Source organism: Plastoroseomonas hellenica (assembly GCF_018129085.1).
GTDB lineage: Bacteria > Pseudomonadota > Alphaproteobacteria > Acetobacterales > Acetobacteraceae > Plastoroseomonas > Plastoroseomonas hellenica.
The window spans coordinates 67,617-85,253 of record NZ_JAAGBB010000008.1; the positions used below are offsets into that span (position 1 = coordinate 67,617).

A 17,637-nucleotide genomic window follows, 5' to 3' on the forward strand; every position below is an offset into this window, starting at 1 on the left:
CCAAGGCGCAGGGTGCTCCGGGGAGGTAAACAACGATGAAGCGCTGGTTGCATGGCCTTGTCCTCATGCTGGGCGTGGTCGGCGCCGACGGCGTCGCCGCGCAGGATCGCGCGCGCACGCTGCGGGCCGTGGTGCACGCCAATCTCCAGATCCTCGATCCGGTCTGGACCACGGCCTACATCACGAACCGGCATGCCTACCTGATCTACGACACGCTCTACGGGATGAATTCCCGCTTCGAGCCGCAACCGCAGATGGCCGAAGGGCATGAGGTGTCGGAGGATGGGCTGGCTTGGCGCATCCGCCTGCGGGAAGGGCTGCGCTTTCATGATGGCACGCCAGTGCGTTCGGCGGATGTGGTCGCATCGCTGCGGCGCTGGATGGCGCGCGATCCGATGGGCCAGCGCCTCGGCCAGAACACGGCCTCGATCGACATCATCGACGATCGCAGCTTCACGATTCGGCTCAGCCAGCGCTTCGGCCTGGTGCTCGAGGCGATTGGCAAGGCGGCGACGCCTGCCTTCATCATGCCGGAACGCATCGCGCAGACCTCGCCCCAGACGCAGGTGACGGAGACCACTGGCTCCGGCCCCTTCATCTTCGTGCGCGAGGAATGGCGGCCGGGCAACCGCGTCGTGTATCGCCGCAATCCGGACTACGTGCCGCGCAGCGAACCCGCGGACTACCTCTCCGGCGGCAAGCGTGCCCTGGTCGATCGGGTGGAGTGGCTCTACATTCCCGACCAGAACACCGCACTTGCCGCGTTGAACGCGGGTGAGATCGACTATTTCGAAGCGCCGCCACTCGACTTCATCGCGACGCTGGAGCGCAACCGCAACATCCGCCTCATCAACATTGATCCGCTCGGCACTCAGGGCTTGATCCGGCCGAACCAGCTCTTCCCGCCTTTCAACGATCCACGCGCGCGCCAGGCATTGGCGCATCTCGTCCGGCAGGAAGACTACATGCGGGTCGTCGTCGGCAATCCGCGCCTGTATGAGCGATTCTGCGGCGCCTTCTTCCAGTGCAGCTCCGGCAACGACACCCAGGCTGGCAGCGAGCCCTTTCAGCAGCCGAATGTCGAACGTGCGCGGCAGCTCCTGCGGGAGGCCGGCTATAATGGCGAGCCGATCGTCGTCCTGCAGCCGACCGACCGCGCGCAGTACAACGCAGCCACCATGGTGCTGATCCAGAGTTTGCGGCGCGCCGGTGTGAACGTCGACGTGCAGGCGATGGACTGGAGCACGCTGCTCACCCGCCGCGCCAGCCGCAACCCGCCCAACCAGGGCGGCTACCACCTGTTCATCACCACCCATGGTGGCCCCGACACCGCGATGCCGACCTCGAATACCTGGTTCAACTCACGCTGTGACCGCGCCAATCCCGGCTGGGCCTGCGACATGGAGCTCGACGGCATGGTGGCCGAATGGGCGCGGGAGAGCGATCCGGCGGCACGTCGCCCGATCCTGGAACGCATCCACCGCCGCGCCTGGGAGTCGCTGCCCTATATCCCCTTCGGGCAGTACACCCAGCCCATCGCGGTGCGCTCCAATGTGCACGGTGTCCTGGCGGCGGGCATGCCGATCTACTGGAACATCGAGAAGCGCTGATGTGGCCCTATGTCATCCGCCGCGTCCTGGCCACGCTGCCGGTGCTCGGCGTGGTCGCGGTCATCGTCTTCCTGTTGCTGCGGTTGAGCCCCGGCGACCCGGCCGCCATCATTGCCGGAGACAATGCGTCGGCGGACGACATCCTGGCGATCCGCGCCCAGCTCGGCCTCGACCGGCCGATGCTGGAGCAGTTCCTGCTCTGGCTCGGTCAGTTGCTGCGCGGCGATTTCGGCAAGTCAATCTATCTGAGTCGGCCGGTGCTCGGCCTGATCGCGGAGCGGGTGGAGCCGACCCTGGCGCTCTCGCTCAGCACCATGGCGTTCGCGATCGCACTCGCGATCCCGATGGGCGTGCTGGCCGCCTGGCGCGCCGGATCCTGGATCGACCAGACCATCATGGCCGTCTCCGTGCTTGCCTTTTCGGTGCCGGTGTTCCTGATCGGCTATGGCCTCGTCATCGGGCTGTCGCTGTCGCTCGATCTGCTACCCGTGCAGGGCTTTGTGAGCCTCACCGAAGATCCGGTCGCATTCGTGCGGCATCTGGTGCTGCCGACGGTCGCGCTTGGCCTCGTCTACACCGCCCTGCTGGCGCGCATCACCCGCGCCACCATGCTGGAGACGCTGAACGAGGACTTCATCCGCACCGCCCGCGCCAAGGGTCTGGCGGAACCGCGCGTCCTCATCCTGCACGGCCTCAAGAATGCCTCGGTGCCGATCGTCACCACCATCGGCACCGGCCTCGCGCTGCTGATCGGCGGCGTCGTCGTCACCGAGAGCGTCTTCGCCATCCCCGGCATCGGCCGACTAACGATCGAAGCGGTGCTGCAGCGCGACTATCCGGTGATCCAGGGCGTGATCCTGGCGATTGCCTTCGTCTATGTGCTGGTGAATCTGGTCATCGACCTCAGCTACACGCTGCTCGACCCCAGGATCCGCTACTGATGGCCACGACCGCGATCGCCGCCGCCGATCCTGCCGTCGACGCTGTCCGCAGGCGGCCGGGCCTGTTGCGCCGCTTCCGGCGCTATCCGCTGCCGGCGCTCGGCGTGCTGCTGCTCGCGGCGTTGGTGACCAGCGCGATCGGGGCGCCCTGGTTCGCGGGGCAGGATCCCTTCGAGATGAACGTGGTCGACAGGCTGCAGCCGCCCTCCGGGGATTACTGGTTCGGCACCGACGCCTATGGGCGCGACATCTTCAGCCGCACCTTGCATGGTGGCCGGGTGTCACTGGTGATCGGCGTCGCGGTCGCGGCGGCCAGCACTCTCATCGGCTTGCTGATTGGCGTCGTCGCCGGCTATTTCCGCACCGCCGATGCGGTGCTGATGCGGATCATGGATGGCCTGATGGCGATCCCGGGCATCCTCCTCGCCATCGCGCTGATGTCGCTGACGCGAGCCAGCCTATGGGTGGTGATCGTCGCCATCACCATCCCCGAGGTACCGCGCGTGGTCCGGCTGGTGCGCGCCGTCGTGCTCTCAGTGCGGGAGCAGGTCTATATTCAGGCCGCGACCGCGATCGGCACCAACTTCCCCCGCCTGATGCTGAAGCACATCCTGCCCAACACCCTGGCGCCGCTGATCGTGCAGGCGACCTATATCGCTGCCTCCGCCGTGCTGGTGGAATCCTACCTGAGCTTTCTCGGTGTCGGCACGCCGCCAGAGGTTCCGAGCTGGGGCAATATCATCGCCGAGGGCCGGCTCTACGTTCAGATCGCCTTCTGGAACATCCTGTTCCCGAGCGTCTTCCTGGCGCTGATGGTGCTGTCGATCAACGTGCTCGGCGACGGGCTGCGCGATATGCTCGACCCGCGCCTGGCGAGGCGGCTGTGACGGGCCTCGCGGTATCCCAGCCCGTGCTGGTGGTGGAGGGCTTGCGTACAGAGTTCGCGACCGGGGAAGGGCACCCGATGGTCGCGGTGGACGGGCTCTCGCTCTACGTCCGGCGCGGTGAGACGCTCTGCATCGTCGGCGAGTCCGGCTGCGGCAAGAGCCTGACCGCGCTCTCCATCCTGCGCCTGCTGCCGCGACCCTATGGTCGGATCGGCGCCGGGCGGGTGCTGCTCGACGGGCAGGACCTGGTGCAGGTGACCGAGGCCGAAATGCGGGCGGTCCGCGGGCGCGCCATCTCCATGATTTTCCAGGAGCCAATGAGCAGCCTCAACCCGGTCATCACGATCGGGCGCCAGATCGCCGAGACGGTGATGGTTCATGAGGGGCTGGACTGGGCGGATTGCATGGACCGCGCGCTTGCGATGCTGCGCCAGGTGCGCATCCCGGAGCCAGAGCGGCGCCTGCAGGAATACCCGCACCAGCTCTCGGGCGGCATGCGGCAGCGGGTCACGATCGCGATGGCGCTCGCCTGCCGGCCGCGGCTCCTGCTGGCGGATGAACCAACCACGGCGCTCGATGTCACCATCCAGGCGCAGATCCTCGACCTGATTCGCGACCTGCAGGCGAAGACCGGCACTGCCGTCGTGCTGATCACTCATGACCTCGGCGTGGTGGCGGAAATGGCGGAGCGGGTGCTCGTCATGTACGCAGGCACCAAGGTGGAGGAGGCCGGTGTCGAGGAGCTGTTCGACAACCCGACTCATCCCTATACGCGCGGGCTCATGGCCGCGATGCCGCATCTCGGCGGCGCTGGCGGCGGGCGGCGCCGGCTGCACGAGATTGAGGGCGTGGTGCCGTCGCTGATGGCGCGTCCTGCCGGTTGTGCCTTCGCGCCTCGGTGCGAGCTGGCGACCGAGCGCTGCCGGAGAGAGGCACCGCCGCTGGTCGGCATCGGCGGCACCCACAGCGTCGCCTGCTGGGTGACCGCGGGCGAAGGAGTGCTGGCATGACGCCGGTGCTGGACGTGGCCGGGCTGGTGAAGCATTACCCGCTCTCCGCAGCTTGGTTCGGCCGCGCGCGCGGGCAGGTCCGTGCGGTTGATGGCGTCAGCTTCGCGATCGGCGAAGGCGAGACGCTCGGCCTGGTGGGAGAAAGCGGCTGCGGCAAGTCGACCGTCGGCAAGGCCGTGCTGAAGCTGATCGAACCGAGTGCGGGCAGCATCCGCCTGAACGGCGAGGATATCACGGCACTGAAGCCTGCAGCGATGGTGGCGCATCGAAGACGCATGCAGGTGATCTTCCAGGACCCGTATTCCTCGCTCAACCCGCGGATGACCGCGGGCAACATCGTCGCGGAGCCGCTGATCAATTTCGGCATCGGCAACCGCGCCGAGCAGCAGGAACGGGTCGCGGCCCTGTTCGGCCGGGTCGGGCTGCGGCCGGACCAGCGCGACAATTACCCGCATGAATTCTCCGGCGGACAGCGCCAGCGGCTGGGCATCGCGCGCGCCCTGGCGCTGGGGCCGAGCCTCATCATCGGCGATGAACCGGTTTCGGCGCTCGACGTCTCGGTGCAGGCGCAGGTCATCAACCTGATGATGGATCTGCAGGAGGAGTATCGCCTGAGCTACCTTTTCATCGCCCATGACCTTGGCGTCGTCGAGCATATCAGCCACCGCGTCGCTGTCATGTACCTGGGCAAGATCGTCGAGGTGGCGCCGCGCGCCGCGCTCTTCGAAGCGCCGCGCCATCCCTATACTGAGGCGCTACTCGCGGCGGTGCCGGTGTCGCATCCGCGTCAGCGTCGTCGTCGTCTGGTGCTGAAGGGGGACGTGCCGAGCCCGATCAACCCGCCATCCGGCTGCCGCTTCCACACCCGCTGCCCGATTGCGGTCGAGCGCTGCCGCTCGGAGGAGCCGCTGCTGGTCGCCGATACCGATGGCCATGCAGCCGCATGCCATTTGCGGGAACCCGCACGGTGACGCGATCGGAGCAACCGCTGGCAGCGGGAGCGGTATCGGCACCACTGCGCGGCAAGGTCAGGATCGAGGAGGTGGCGCGCGCCGCCGGCGTCTCGGCAGCGACCGTCTCCCGCGCGCTGAACAGCCCCGGCCTGGTCAGCGAGGCTCGGCGCCGGCAGGTCGCGACGGTCGCGCAGCAGCTCGGCTATGTCGCGCATGGCGCGGCGCGGGCGCTGGCCTCGCGGCGCTCGCGGGCGCTCGGCGCCGTCGTGCCGACGCTGACCAACACGATTTTCGCTGACGCCATCGAAGGCTTCCAGCAGCGCATGGAAGCGGAAGGCTATACGCTGCTCCTCGCGACCTCCGATTATGACGCGGATACCGAGTACCGCCGCGCCCGCACCATGGTGGAGCGCGGCATCGACGGGCTGATGCTGGTCGGCGTCAGCCATGACCAGCGCCTCTATGAGCTGCTCGAGGGTTCAGGCGTGCCCTTCGTGCAGAGCTGGGCGCCGGCCAAGGCGAGCCCCTGGCCGACCATTGGCTATGACAACGCGACCCTGGCCCGTGTCGTGATCGATCACCTGGTGGGCCTCGGGCATCGCGAGATCGGGGTCGTCACCGGCCTGACGCAGCACAATGACCGGGTGCCGGCGCGGCTGGCCGGGCTGCGCGCCGCCCTGCGACACTATGGGCTGTCGCTGCCGGAAGGTCGTGTGGTGCGGACCGCCTATCGTACAGTCGAGGTGCGGGAGGCCTTTCGAGAGCTCCAGCGCCGCGGCAAGCTGCCGACCGCGCTGATCGCCAACAATGACATCGTTGCCATGGGCCTGATGGTCGAAGCCGCGGCGCAGGGCATTGCCGTGCCGCGGCGGCTTTCCATCGTCGGCGTCGGCGATCATGAGATCGTCGCCCATCTGCAGCCGCCGCTGACCACCGTGCGCACGCCGAAGACGGCCATCGGCATGATAGCGGCCGACTACCTGCTGGCGCGCATTCGGCAGCAAGACTTCGCCTTGCCCGCCGAACTGCCGCTCGAACTCGTGGTCCGCGGGACCACTGCCGCACCATCCCGCCATCGCCGCAAGGATCCAGGCCCATGACGCAGAGCCCCAGCCCGCATCCCAGCGCCACCGCGGTGGGCAAGCCCGGCATGCTGGACGGTCTGCGCGTCATCGAGGTCGCGGACGAGCGCGCGGAGTATGTCGGCCTCGTCCTATCGGGTCTCGGGGCGGAGGTGGTGAAGTTGGAGCCGCCCGATGGCGCTCCCACCCGCCGCATTGGACCATTCCTGGAGGACCGGCAGGGGCCGGAGCGGTCGCTGCATTTCTGGACCTACAATCGCGGCAAGCGCTCCGTGATGATGGACCTCGATGCAGCGTCGGGCGTGGCGGATCTCCGCCGGCTGCTTGGCTCCGCCGACATCTTGCTCGACGGCAGCGGTGGAGCCGTCGCGTCCGCGCTCGGCATAGAGTCCGAAAGGATCGCCGCGCTCTTCCCGGGCCTCGTTGTTGCACGCATGACACCCTTCGGCGACGAGGGACCTTGGAAGGACCACAAGGCCAGCGACCTGGTGCACCTGGCCCTTGGCGGCGTGATGATGAACTGTGGCTACGATTCCGAGCCATCGGACACTTACGACCTGCCGCCGATCGCGCCGCAGCTCTGGCACGCTTACCACATCGCTGGCGAGCAGCTCGTCGTCGGCATCATTGCCGCGCTGATCCACCGTCTGCATACCGGCGACGGGCAGGATCTTTCCGTCGCCATCCATGATGCGGTGTCGAAGAACACCGAACTCGACGTGATGTCCTGGGTGATGCGGCGGGTGCCGTTGTTCCGCCAGACCTGCCGGCACGCGGTCGAGAACCCGACCCGCGTGCCGACCATCGGTCATACCAAAGATGGGCGCTGGTACATTGCGACCGGGGTTTCCGTGCGCGACCAGACCAATTTGGTGCCTTTCCTTGCCGGCTACGGCATGCAGGCGGATCTGGAATTGCCGGCCGAGGGTGCGGATAGCCGGGCACGAAATGTGCCGGGCTCCGGCGCCGGCGACGAGAGCAAGGCGCACATGGTGGAGGTCATCCAACGCTTCATCCGCTCCTACCGCTACGAGAACATGCCCTGGCGGCAAGCACAGGATGCCGGCCTGCTCTGGGCGCCGCTGCGCAAGCCGCATGAGAATGTCGTCGATGCGCATTGGCAGGCGCGCGGCACCTTCGCCGAGATTGAGCATCCGGAGCACGACCGCCACTTCCACTACCCGGTGAGTCGTTGGCTCTCGACCGCCACCAGTTGGAAGGCCGGACGCCGCGCGCCGTTGCTCGGCGAGGATACCGGTGCGGTAATGGCGGCACTGACCCCGAGGGCCGCCCCAACCCAGCGGGCAAGGCCGCGCGCGGCCGGTGCGCCGGTGGTGTCGCCCCACGGCAAGCCATTCCCGCTGCAAGGTGTGCGGATCTTCGATTTCTCCTGGTTCCTGGCTTCGGCCGGTGGCACTCGGTTCGCGGCAGCGCTCGGCGCCGATGTCATCAAGGTGGAGTGGAAGGAGAATCCTGACACCCGCCTCGCCGCCATGTCGCCGGTCGGTGGCCGCGCCGCCCGTGAGGCGGCGACGGCGCCCTTGAAGGGCGTCGCCGATTCCGACATGGGCGGGCAGTTCAACAACAAGAACGCCGGCAAGAGCGGCATGTCGCTGAACATCCGCCATCCGAAGGGGCTGGAGATCGCGCGCCGCCTGGTGGCGCAATCGGATGTGGTGGCGGAAGGCTTCTCGCCCGGCGTCCTGAAGCGGCTCGGCCTAGGCTACGACGTCATGCGCTCGCTCCGGCCGGACATCATCTATGTCCAGCAATCCGGCATGGGCGGCGTTGGCACCTACGGGCGCTTCCGCACCATCGGGCCGGTCGCCGCCGCCTTCGCCGGCACGTCGGAGATGTCTGGCCTGCCGGAGCCTGCCATGCCGGTCGGCTGGGGTTACTCCTATCTCGACTGGATCGGCGCCTATAGCTTCGCGACCGCGATCATGGGCGCGCTGTTCCACCGTGATCGCACCGGCGAGGGGCAATGGATCGACAGTTCGCAATGCGAGTCCGGCATCTTCCTGGGTGGCGTGCCGGTGCTCGACTGGTCCGCCAATGGCCGCATCTGGTCGCGCATCGGCAACCGTTCCCCCTATAAGGCCGCCGCGCCGCACGGTGCCTATCGTTGCATGGGCCAGGATCGGTGGATCGCAATCGCTGCCTTCGATGAAGCCGAATGGCGGACGCTCGCGCGCGTTGCCGGGCGCGGTGACTGGCTCGATGATGCGCGCTTCGCGACACTGTCGGCGCGGCTGGCGAACCAGGATGCGCTGGACGCAGCGGTGACCGCATGGACGCAAGGTCAGGAGGCTTATGCCTGCATGGCGGCGCTCCAGCAGGCGGGTGTGCCCGCCGGCGTCTGCCAGACCGCCGAGGATCGCTGTGATCGCGACCCGCAGCTCGCGGCGCTGTCCTGGCTGACCGAAGTGACCGGCAGCAAGATCGGCCGCTGGCCGGTGACGGAGATGCCGATGAAGCTCGCCGCCACGCCGCCCTATAGCGGCGGCATCATCGATCGTGGCGCGCCCTGCTATGGCGAGGATAACCAACGCATCCTCGGCGAGCTGCTCGGCTACTCGGCGCAGGAGGTTGCGGCGCTCGCGGAAGAGGGCGTGATCTGACCATGGAAGGCGATGTCGTCTTCATTGGCGATATCCATCGCCAATGGCGCCACGTCACCCGTGGCCTCGCCGCGCTACCCCGCCGCCCACGCGCTGCCGTGCTGCTCGGTGACATGGAATGCGACGCGCCGCTCGATAAGCTTGTGGCGCCGCTGCTCGAGGCAGGGATTGGAGTGCACTGGATCTTCGGCAACCATGACTATGACGGGGGCCCGGAGATGTGGGCCAATCTGGCGGCACCCGACCGTAACCCGCTGACCCGCGACGGCGCCTTGCATGCACGGGTCCGCGAAGTCGCGGGGATGCGCATCGCGGGCCTTGGCGGTGTGTTTCGGCGCCGGGTCTGGGAACCGCCGGAACTGCCGCGCCTGTATGGGCGGGCGGAACTGCCCGCTGACCTCGCGACTCTCGGCGTGGAATGGACGACGGAACAGCGCGACGCCATGGGCCATGCGCTCGCCGCAATGGCGATCTGGCCGGAGGATTACGAGGCGCTGGCCAGCCAACAGGCTGATATCCTGGTCACGCATGAGGCACCCTCGAGCCACGCTCAGGGCATGCCGGCGCTGGAGGCGCTCGCGCGCCGCATGGGCGCCAAGCTGATCATCCACGGCCACCACCATGTCTGCTACCGGGCTCGCGCTGAGGATGGGCTCGAAGTGCAGGGCGTCGGGGCCGGCTGGGCGCTCGGCGTGGATGGCGCGGTCTGGTGGTCGGGGGAGCCGGACCGTTGGCTGGATCCGCCGCAGCCGGGTTGGCAGCGCGCGTAAGGACAGAAAGGGTAGGGACAGATGAGGATCAGCGACCTGGAGGGCAAGGCGGCCCTGGTCACCGGCAGCTCGACCGGCATCGGCGCCGCCGTCGCGCGCGGTTTCGCGGAGCAGGGCATGCGTGTCGCCATCCACTGCAACGCCAGCCGCGCAGAGGCCGAGGCACTGGCCGTGGAGATCCAGGGCGCCGGCGGCAGCGCCATCGTGCTGCAGGCCGATGTGCGGTCGGTCGAGGCCTGCACCCGGTTGGTGCAGGAGGCGCATGCGAAGCTCGGCAGGCTCGACGTGCTGGTCAACAATGCCGGCGGCGTGGTGAAACGGCACCCGCTGCGCGATATCGACGACGCGCTCTACGATGACATCGTCAACCTCAATGCCCGCTCGGTCTTCGCCTGCTCGCGCGCCGCACTACCGATCATGGAAGCGGCGGGTGGTGGCGCCATCATCTCCACCACGTCGCTCGCTGCGCGCAGCGGCGGCGGCAGCCGCTCCACGCTCTATGCCGCGTCCAAGGCCTTCGTCTCCACCTTCACGCGCGGCCTAGCGAAGGAAGTGGCGCGCCACGGTATCCGCGTGAACGCCGTGGCGCCTGGGGTGATCGGCAAGCCGGACAAGGCGAAGACCACGCCGACGCACCAGCTCGAAGCCTCGATCAAGCTGACGCCGATGCGCCGCATCGGCACCGTGGAGGAATGTGTCGGCGCCTACCTTTTCCTCGCCTCCGGCGCCCTGTCCGGCTTCATCACTGGCCAGGTGGTCGAGGTGAATGGCGGCCTGCAGATGCCATGACGTGCCGAGGGATGCTTGCATAGGCGACGGGAGCATCCCGGCGCCTGGTACCCCACGCCTAAATCTGGCGAATTCGATCGAGGGGACCATATCTCGCGAGACAGTGCTTTCCAGACAGGCTGCCCGCCCGCGTCCTCAGACTCTACGGTGCAGTGCCCGAGCCCTACGGCCTACCGGTGATGGTGGGAGCCAGAATGCTCCGATGATTGATCCGGCTGGCTCATTTGGAGGAACGCTGATGTCATTCTACCGAGGCATGACCTGCGAGAATGTCGCGCTCATAGGCGACGGGGAAACCCCGATTACCGCCTATGTGGCCAAGCCGGAGGGCGCCGGCCCGTTTCCGGGCGTGGTGCTGGTCCACCATTTGCCCGGCTGGAGCGAGTTCTACATCGAGACGACGCGGCGCTTCGCGCACCACGGCTATCTCGCGATCTGCGCCAACCTTTATGAGCGCGCGGGCGAGGGCATCCCGGACGACATCGCCGCCAAAGTCCGTGCCGAGGGTGGCGTCCCCGACGCTCAGGTGGTGGGCGACACCGCGGCCGCGGTGAAGTGGGTGCGCGCGCAGCCCGAGCACAACGGCAAGGTGGGCGTTTTCGGCTCCTGCTCTGGCGGCCGGCATGCTTTCCTCTATGCCGCCCAGCAGAAGGGCGTCGACGCTTGCGCCGACCTCTGGGGCGGACGCGTGGTGATGGGCAAGGAGGAGCTCAATGCCAAGACACCTGTCGCGCCAATCGATCTGACGAAGGATCTCTCCTGTCCGCTGCTCGGCATCTTCGGCAACGACGACCGTGCGCCGAGCCCCGAGCAGGTGAACGAGCACGAGGCCGAACTGAAGAAGCACGGCAAGAGCTATGAGTTCCATCGCTACGATGGTGCCGGACACGGCATCTTCTATTGGCATCGACCGCTCTATCGCCCCGAGCAGGCGATGGATGGCTGGAGCAAGGTCTTTGCCTTCTTCGGCAAGCATCTGGCGAAGTAGGAGGCCTGCAGGATGTGTACATCCATTGTCGAGATCATCCCCGCCGAAGGCATGGCGAAGCGCGGGGACAAGTGGTTTGCGTTGACGCAGACGGTGGTCGCCTATGACCACGCACGCCACGCGCCCCTGGGCGATGTCATCGCGCTCGACTTCATCAACACCGGGCTCGACGCCGGCGCGCGCGCCGGTGTCGAACTGACGCTCGAAACCGCCAAGGAGCTGCGCGCCGCGCTCGACCGTGCGATCGCGGCGGCCGACCTTGAGGAGGCCGAGGTGCGGGGCAAGGGCAGGCCGCCGAGCCTGGTCCGCGCAGCCTGACGGACGCGCCAGGCGGGCGAAAACCGCCTCTCCTCTCTTCTGTTGCGTCGCGCTGCTCTGTGGCCCTGGCTTGGTCTCTGGCCGCGCAGTCCGTCCGGCGGCTTGCAGGTGCCGCCGGGCGATCTCCGCGTCGATCCGCAAACGGCGAATGGCGGGCTGCGGCGGGCCAACCGCACCTACTGCCGCGGTGGAACGGGACGCGACATTGTTTCCGGCGTGGAGCGGCTGGTCGGCGTGGGCGCCGAGGCGCTACTCCCCGGCGAACGCCGGCGCCGCACGCGACGCAGCTCGGCACCTCGCGCCTCTGGTGAGCGGAGAGGCGCGTTCCCTGCCCCTCGGACCAGGCAGAGGGGTGGCGCCGACTGCGGCAGGCAGGGAGGCACCTCGGCCGCCCTGGGCTGCGTTCGCGGTGTCAGAGGGCTAGCGCCTCGGCCTCCCAGGAACCACGCGCGAAATCCAGGACCTCGAATTCGCCGCCATCAGCCCAGAGGATACTCAACAGCTTCGTCCCGGCGCGCCACACTTCGAGCCCGTAGGGCAGCCCGGGCCGCGTGTGCTGCCGTTCGATTGCGTGCCGGTACCCCGGGGAGGATGCCTCCTCCGGGGAAAGGTCGTTAAAGGGAGTCCAGTGTTCCACGGTCCAGGCTCCGGTCCGGAGCGCCAGCAGCCGGATGGCATCGCGCTGGAGCTCGAGGGTGCCGCCTTCGCGGACGAGCGGCAGGAGATGATCCCGGATCGCCAGCGCTTGGTCATCGCCGGAAGAGACGAGCGTCAGGGTCATGCATCCCCCCATAACACCCCATGGTCGCTTCTGCGCTCAGGTCGGGGCCGATCATGCTGAGGTTGGTGCCCGCAAAATTTCATCGTGACGCGCCTCTTTGTTGGCGGGCCTGGAGCAGGAACCATCAGCCCTGACGCTCCTCGCGCGTGTCTTCGTCTTCTCGGCACGACGGATCCCTCGATAAGCATGAGGCAGGGCGGTGGCACCGCGGCCGACGAATACACATCGACCGAGACGATGCGCAGCGATACACCGATGTGGCTAGGTAGAGGCATCTGTGTCGTCGCCCCGCAGCGTGGAGAGGACGCGGGCTAATGCCTCTGTGCTAAACGGCTTTGTCAGCACCGTGCGGTCTGCAAAGCGCTCCGGCAGCCCCAGCCGACCATAGGCGCTCACGAACGCGAACGGGATACGGCGCTGGGCCAGGGCATCGGCGACCGGAAAGCTAGTCTCGCGACCGAGCTGGATATCGAGCAGCGCAAGAGTGGGCCGACAGTCGAGCAAGCCAATGCTTGCCTTGGCCGTAGCGGCTGGGCCGACGACGCCGTAGCCAAGACGGTGAAGGATCGTCTCGATTAGAGATGCGATCATCCACTCGTCTTCGACTACCAGCACGCTTGCCTTGGCCACGTCCCACTTCCACCGCTCGGCTCGCAATACAACGTTGGTTAACCACAAGGTTCTTGGTCAATAAACCGGGAACAAAGGACGTTTGCAGGCGCGGCTGAGCCGGGCTGCGGCCGGCTGCCATTTAGGGGTGAGCCAGGCGTGCGGGTGCAATGCGCGCGCTTCGACCATCGCCGGTCCGGATGGGAAGTTCGGCCGAACGCTCCTGGGTCGTCTTCATCCAGATGGGTCTGGGGCTGCGCTGGCGATCGAAGCCGTTGTGCCGGTCCTGGCGCTCGCGCCTCTAGGCATGCGGCGAACGGAATCGATGGCGCACTTTCCTCGAGATGTCCCGCGGACATCGTCGAGGGGGCGGCGTCACTTCGCGCGCCGCTTCGCCCTTTTCACCGAGGCAGCATCAATCGCCGCGGGCTTACCCGAATTTGTTGCCTCGCCGCCGCCCGGGGGAGCCGCGATCTGGCCTGTCGCGCCCGTGATGACGGAGCTGGACGGAGGATCGCTGGCCGGAAAACTGCCGGCCACCTCCTGATCGAGCTGCGCCTCTTGCTGGTCGATCTCGCGCTTGGCGAGGAACCAGAAGTGCTGGTCGCTCGCCTGCGGCGAGCCCGCCTCTTCCCAGAGCTGATGGGCTCTCTCGCGGATACGCTGTTCGAGAAGGGTATGGTCATTCGACATGGTGGTTCCGGAATTCGTGGGCATTTTCTGCGCAGCACCAACCCCGCGCGCCCTTGAAGGTTTCGGAGCGCAAAGAGGTGGCGCAAACCAGGCTCCCAAACAGCCACAGCTTGCTCCGTGGGTGCACCCTGCCGCTACAGCCCAGGACATTTGCCGCCCTCACCCGGGACGAGGTTCTGCCAGATGCCGGGCCCGACCGGTCGGCCTCACCGCGCGAGCTGGTCCGACCCAGATCGGACCAACCCCTTCAATCTCGGCGCGCAGGATTGGAAGTGACGAGAGGGTTCGAGCGGCGTTGATCAGGTGTGCGGCCCTCGTCAGACGCTCACGGGCCCCTGCGGCCGCCGCCGGTGCGTCAGAGATGGGAGTGCCCTCTACCAGTCGCGGCATCGCGTGGAGGAGAATGCTATGAGCATCACGCAAGGGACTGGGGCCACGGAAGCCCCACCCAACGGGGTTGGCGCCCCGCCTATCCCGAGCAGCTCCGGAGAGCTGATCACCGTTTTGGCTCATTTCCACAGAGCCGAGATTGCACGGATGTCGGGGTGGCGCGATCGCATTGACCTCACGACGAATTGGGCCATCACCGTTGTGGCGGCGATGCTGTCGGTCTCCCTGTCGACGCCGAGCGCGCACCACGGTGTGATCCTCTTCGCCATGCTCGTGGTTCTGCTGTTGCTTTGCATCGAGGCGCGGCGATACCGGTTCTTCGATGTCTACAGGACACGGGTCCGGCTTCTGGAGCGGAACTACTATGCGCATGTCTTCGCCGCGCAACCTGGGGCGGAGACGGACTGGGCCCGGCAACTCGGCCAAGACCTTCGCGAGCCTCGATTCCTGACCTCAATGCGGACTGCGATGTCTCGCAGGCTGCGTCGGAACTATTTCTGGATGTTCCTGATGCTGCTGGCAGCCTGGACGCTAAAGATCTCTTCGCCATGGCTGCTGGCGGCGGAAGATGCGCCTGACGGCACCGGACCTGCGCGCGGTGTGATCGAGCACTTGGCGTTCGGCCCGGTCGCGGGCTGGGCGGTGCTGATCCTGGTTGGCGCATTCTACTGCTGGCTCGCTTGGGCCACCTTCCGTCCGCACACGCGGTCGGGCGAGCTGGCCCATGGAGAGGTCCACGTCTGAGCTTGAGGGGGCATCCGGCCCGGCTCTGGCGTCCCCCGGCATTCCAGGAGGAGGCCGGGGCGCGGTGTCCCGCATTCCACGAACGACGTGCCCACGGCCGCGGGAAAACCGGCGGCGCGTTATGCCGTGGCGGCCCGGCCGTTGGGTGGCGCCGCACATCTTGGAGCGACCGCGTCTGACGCAGCATCGCGCTCGCCCGATGCGGTACTCCGGCATTGTCCCAGGCAAATCGCCGGGAGCCGACGAGCGCGCAACGTCGAAAGCTGAGCCGGTTTGCCTCCATGGGGCGGAGCGCGGCAGCCCGCGACGGACGTCCGAGGCCCGTGAAGCGCGTTGGTCGGTCAGTCGCCGACTTTGCTCTCGGCAATTCCAGCGGCCCGCCTCCGGGCGGCGGGGGAGAGGAGCATGATCAGGATCAGAAGCGACAGAGCAAAGCAGCTGGCATTCGTCGCGATCAGTGGCCACTGCGATTGTATGATCCCGTACATCAACCACAAGCCAAAGCCTGAGACCGTCAACGCGTACATCGCCACGGAGAGGCCTTCGGTGTTGCCGGTGCGGATAATCTTCAGGGCCTGCGGCGCGAAACTCGAGACGGAGCACAGCGCTGCGATAGCTCCGAGATGTCGACGGCATCCATGCTCGGCGGAGTCCTCTTCGCAACCCGAGGCAGTGTTCACGCCCTCCAGGGGTCAGACTAAACGAGGCACTTCGGGCGACGTTGTCGCGCATTTGGGTGATCGCGATGTGAGCGCAGCGAAGCCCCTGCGGACGCGCAGCCTGCGCGCACCGCGACGACATGCTGCTGCTAAAGTGCGTCGGTCGTGAGGCGAGGGTATGAGCCCGGTCTTGCCTGCTCTGTCGCAACCGGTCGCACGCGAGATCAGCGGGTGAAGGCGGGCAGGATCCCGTTTGCGAGGAGGGGGTGCCGAGAAAACACCTGTCCCGGGACACGCGGCCGGTCGGTCTCGGAGGTCATCACCACCGTCAGGCCAAGCTGCGGGAGCACATAGAGCATCTGGCCGCCGTACCCCCACGCGAAGTTCACGCCTTGCCCCGCGGCCTCGCCAACCCACCATCCGAGGCCGTATTGCTGGCCGCTGAAGCTGGAGCGCACCGCAGGCCGCCAGGCTTCGGCCAGGAATGCCGAGGGGATGACCTGACGGCCCTGGTGGCGGCCACCGTTACGGCAGCACTCCCCAAAGCTCAGCAGAGCGCGCCGACGAACGCCGACGCGCGCGCCATCGAAGGTGCCATTCGCCTTGAACGGCGGGCCATGGGTGAGCTCGGTGAGGATGCGCTGACCCTCCTCGCATGCGACCAGATGGGCGCTCAGTATCCCATGACGCTCGCGATCGGCGATCGCGTGCGTCTCTTCGACAGGGTCAACGCGCGGTTCCTGGACGGCGGCCGCGGCAATATTGGCAACAACGGTTCGGTCCTCGAAGTCCGGACCGTCTCGGCCGAGGGCGTCTCGCTCCGCACCGCCCATGGCCGCGACGGCTTTGCTAGCTGGGAGACCCTGGCAGATAAGCCCTCGGGCCGCATTCGCCTGGCGCTGGGCGATGTCCTCACGATCGACTCTGCACAGGGCATCACCAGCGACGAGCCTATCAACGCGCTGCCAGCCGGCAGCACGGGCGCAAAGGATTCAAAGCCTATATCGCGGAAAGCCGGCATCGTGAGCAAGCGTGGCTGCTACGTCAGACGGCGCCGCCGGGGGCGCGAGTTGCAGCGTATCTGGCGGCACAGGCTACGTGCCGCAGCCGCCAGCCTTCCCTGCCAGTCGAATACGAAGACCTGCCTTGGCACGGCGCCATGCTGCCCCTCCGGCCGCAGCCTGCGCAAAGTCATTGAGTCCGGCGGCGGCGTAGCACCCGGCATGAAGCGCGCCAGGAGGTCAGCATCGACGGGCCGATGGACGCCACTAAACTGAGGCGGTCCGCACCTTCTCGATGAGCGCGCGGATGGCGTCAGCTTCTGGGCTGCTGGGGTTATCCAGCGACTCGGCATCCGCCTGAATAAGTTCCGCCAACGCCGCGGCGATCTAGCAGCGCCCTCTCGTCGCCGGTCATTGGTGGCTCCCAGCTTGGTTAAAGGCCAAGCGCCTGGCGCACGGTGGGGTTGCTAGACTTTAGCGAGCCGTCTGATCCTTGAAGGCGCCGGAGGTCTCGCCCGCGCGGTGGGTCTCGCCTTCGACCTTCTTCTTGGCGCGCTCAGTGTGGCTTTCCACCTCATCGGCCTGTCTGCCGTGCGCGTCCGTGCTGCGAAGGTCGATGTTATCCTTCTTGGCGCTGCCAGGAATGGGTTGCTTGCTCGCGGGCACTGGCTTCGGCATGGGTGCTCTCCGTTCTGGTGAGGGATAGCCCGCGCGGAATCAAACGTTGCCGCGGGGCCTCGGACGGGTCGCCAGGCGATGAAATGCTTCACGAGCCCGGACTTTTGATTTCG

General features: G+C 67.2%; 19 protein-coding genes. 13 read left to right on the forward strand and 6 right to left on the reverse strand.

Going from position 1 to position 17,637, the window contains the following annotated elements; all coding sequences use genetic code 11:
• Nucleotides 1–35 precede the first annotated feature (35 nt).
• The 11 genes from GXW71_RS08580 to GXW71_RS08630 all read left to right on the forward strand — a co-directional run bounded on the left by GXW71_RS08580 (nucleotide 36) and on the right by GXW71_RS08630 (nucleotide 11,969).
• Complete coding sequence (locus tag GXW71_RS08580; RefSeq protein ID WP_211852057.1) at nucleotides 36–1,610, forward strand: ABC transporter substrate-binding protein; 1,575 nt, start codon at nucleotides 36–38, stop codon at nucleotides 1,608–1,610.
• Nucleotides 1,610–2,551, forward strand: a complete 942-nt coding sequence (locus GXW71_RS08585) for an ABC transporter permease (protein WP_211852058.1) — start codon at nucleotides 1,610–1,612, stop codon at nucleotides 2,549–2,551. Before GXW71_RS08580 ends, GXW71_RS08585 begins: the two co-directional genes overlap by 1 nt.
• On the forward strand, nucleotides 2,551–3,438 hold the full coding sequence (locus GXW71_RS08590) for an ABC transporter permease (RefSeq protein ID WP_211852060.1): 888 nt from the start codon (nucleotides 2,551–2,553) through the stop codon (nucleotides 3,436–3,438). Before GXW71_RS08585 ends, GXW71_RS08590 begins: the two co-directional genes overlap by 1 nt.
• 77 nt (nucleotides 3,439–3,515) lie before the next feature.
• The gene (locus GXW71_RS08595; RefSeq protein ID WP_211852156.1) at nucleotides 3,516–4,448 is read left to right on the forward strand and encodes an ABC transporter ATP-binding protein; all 933 of its coding nucleotides are present in this window, start codon (nucleotides 3,516–3,518) and stop codon (nucleotides 4,446–4,448) included.
• Complete coding sequence (locus GXW71_RS08600; RefSeq protein ID WP_211852062.1) at nucleotides 4,445–5,419, forward strand: ABC transporter ATP-binding protein; 975 nt, start codon at nucleotides 4,445–4,447, stop codon at nucleotides 5,417–5,419. Before GXW71_RS08595 ends, GXW71_RS08600 begins: the two co-directional genes overlap by 4 nt.
• Nucleotides 5,416–6,501: a LacI family DNA-binding transcriptional regulator gene (locus GXW71_RS08605; protein ID WP_211852064.1), complete on the forward strand. Its 1,086-nt coding sequence runs from the start codon at nucleotides 5,416–5,418 to the stop codon at nucleotides 6,499–6,501. Before GXW71_RS08600 ends, GXW71_RS08605 begins: the two co-directional genes overlap by 4 nt.
• Entirely contained in the window at nucleotides 6,498–9,104 is a 2,607-nt protein-coding gene (locus GXW71_RS08610; protein WP_211852066.1) for a CaiB/BaiF CoA-transferase family protein, read from the forward strand. Before GXW71_RS08605 ends, GXW71_RS08610 begins: the two co-directional genes overlap by 4 nt.
• 2 nt (nucleotides 9,105–9,106) lie before the next feature.
• Complete coding sequence (locus GXW71_RS08615) at nucleotides 9,107–9,874, forward strand: metallophosphoesterase family protein (RefSeq protein WP_211852068.1); 768 nt, start codon at nucleotides 9,107–9,109, stop codon at nucleotides 9,872–9,874.
• Between the two features lie 21 nt (nucleotides 9,875–9,895).
• Nucleotides 9,896–10,663, forward strand: coding sequence for an SDR family NAD(P)-dependent oxidoreductase (locus tag GXW71_RS08620; protein WP_211852070.1), 768 nt, complete (start codon nucleotides 9,896–9,898; stop codon nucleotides 10,661–10,663).
• A gap of 202 nt (nucleotides 10,664–10,865) precedes the next feature.
• Nucleotides 10,866–11,651, forward strand: coding sequence for a dienelactone hydrolase family protein (locus GXW71_RS08625; protein WP_211852078.1), 786 nt, complete (start codon nucleotides 10,866–10,868; stop codon nucleotides 11,649–11,651).
• A gap of 12 nt (nucleotides 11,652–11,663) precedes the next feature.
• Nucleotides 11,664–11,969, forward strand: a complete 306-nt coding sequence (locus GXW71_RS08630; protein ID WP_211852080.1) for a DUF6295 family protein — start codon at nucleotides 11,664–11,666, stop codon at nucleotides 11,967–11,969.
• Nucleotides 11,970–12,381: 412 nt separating this feature from the next.
• Here the strand turns inward: GXW71_RS08630 and GXW71_RS08635 are convergent, their stop codons facing one another.
• The 3 genes from GXW71_RS08635 to GXW71_RS08645 form a co-directional block, all read right to left on the reverse strand.
• Nucleotides 12,382–12,750 (reverse strand): hypothetical protein, encoded by a 369-nt coding sequence (locus tag GXW71_RS08635; protein WP_211852081.1) that lies wholly within the window; start codon nucleotides 12,748–12,750, stop codon nucleotides 12,382–12,384.
• Nucleotides 12,751–13,011: 261 nt separating this feature from the next.
• Nucleotides 13,012–13,380, reverse strand: coding sequence for a response regulator (locus tag GXW71_RS08640; RefSeq protein ID WP_211852082.1), 369 nt, complete (start codon nucleotides 13,378–13,380; stop codon nucleotides 13,012–13,014).
• Nucleotides 13,381–13,734: 354 nt separating this feature from the next.
• The gene (locus GXW71_RS08645; protein ID WP_211852083.1) at nucleotides 13,735–14,052 is read right to left on the reverse strand and encodes a DUF2934 domain-containing protein; all 318 of its coding nucleotides are present in this window, start codon (nucleotides 14,050–14,052) and stop codon (nucleotides 13,735–13,737) included.
• 408 nt (nucleotides 14,053–14,460) lie between these two features.
• On the opposite strand from GXW71_RS08645, the gene GXW71_RS08650 reads away from it, so the two are divergent.
• A complete protein-coding gene (locus GXW71_RS08650) occupies nucleotides 14,461–15,186 on the forward strand; it encodes a DUF2270 domain-containing protein (RefSeq protein WP_211852084.1) in 726 nt (241 codons plus the stop codon).
• A 341-nt stretch (nucleotides 15,187–15,527) separates the two neighbouring features.
• Here GXW71_RS08650 and GXW71_RS08655 read toward each other — a convergent pair whose 3' ends face one another.
• Together GXW71_RS08655 and GXW71_RS08660 are read right to left on the reverse strand one after the other, a co-directional pair.
• Nucleotides 15,528–15,866 carry a SemiSWEET family sugar transporter gene (locus GXW71_RS08655; RefSeq protein WP_211852085.1) on the reverse strand — a complete coding sequence of 113 codons (339 nt, stop codon included), beginning with the start codon at nucleotides 15,864–15,866 and terminating at the stop codon, nucleotides 15,528–15,530.
• Between the two features lie 203 nt (nucleotides 15,867–16,069).
• Nucleotides 16,070–16,303 carry a serine hydrolase gene (locus GXW71_RS08660; protein WP_211852086.1) on the reverse strand — a complete coding sequence of 78 codons (234 nt, stop codon included), beginning with the start codon at nucleotides 16,301–16,303 and terminating at the stop codon, nucleotides 16,070–16,072.
• A 54-nt stretch (nucleotides 16,304–16,357) separates the two neighbouring features.
• On the opposite strand from GXW71_RS08660, the gene GXW71_RS08665 reads away from it, so the two are divergent.
• Nucleotides 16,358–17,122, forward strand: coding sequence for a hypothetical protein (locus tag GXW71_RS08665; protein WP_211852087.1), 765 nt, complete (start codon nucleotides 16,358–16,360; stop codon nucleotides 17,120–17,122).
• Between the two features lie 198 nt (nucleotides 17,123–17,320).
• On the opposite strand, the gene GXW71_RS08670 is transcribed toward GXW71_RS08665, so the two are convergent.
• Complete coding sequence (locus GXW71_RS08670; RefSeq protein WP_211852088.1) at nucleotides 17,321–17,524, reverse strand: hypothetical protein; 204 nt, start codon at nucleotides 17,522–17,524, stop codon at nucleotides 17,321–17,323.
• Nucleotides 17,525–17,637 lie beyond the last annotated feature (113 nt).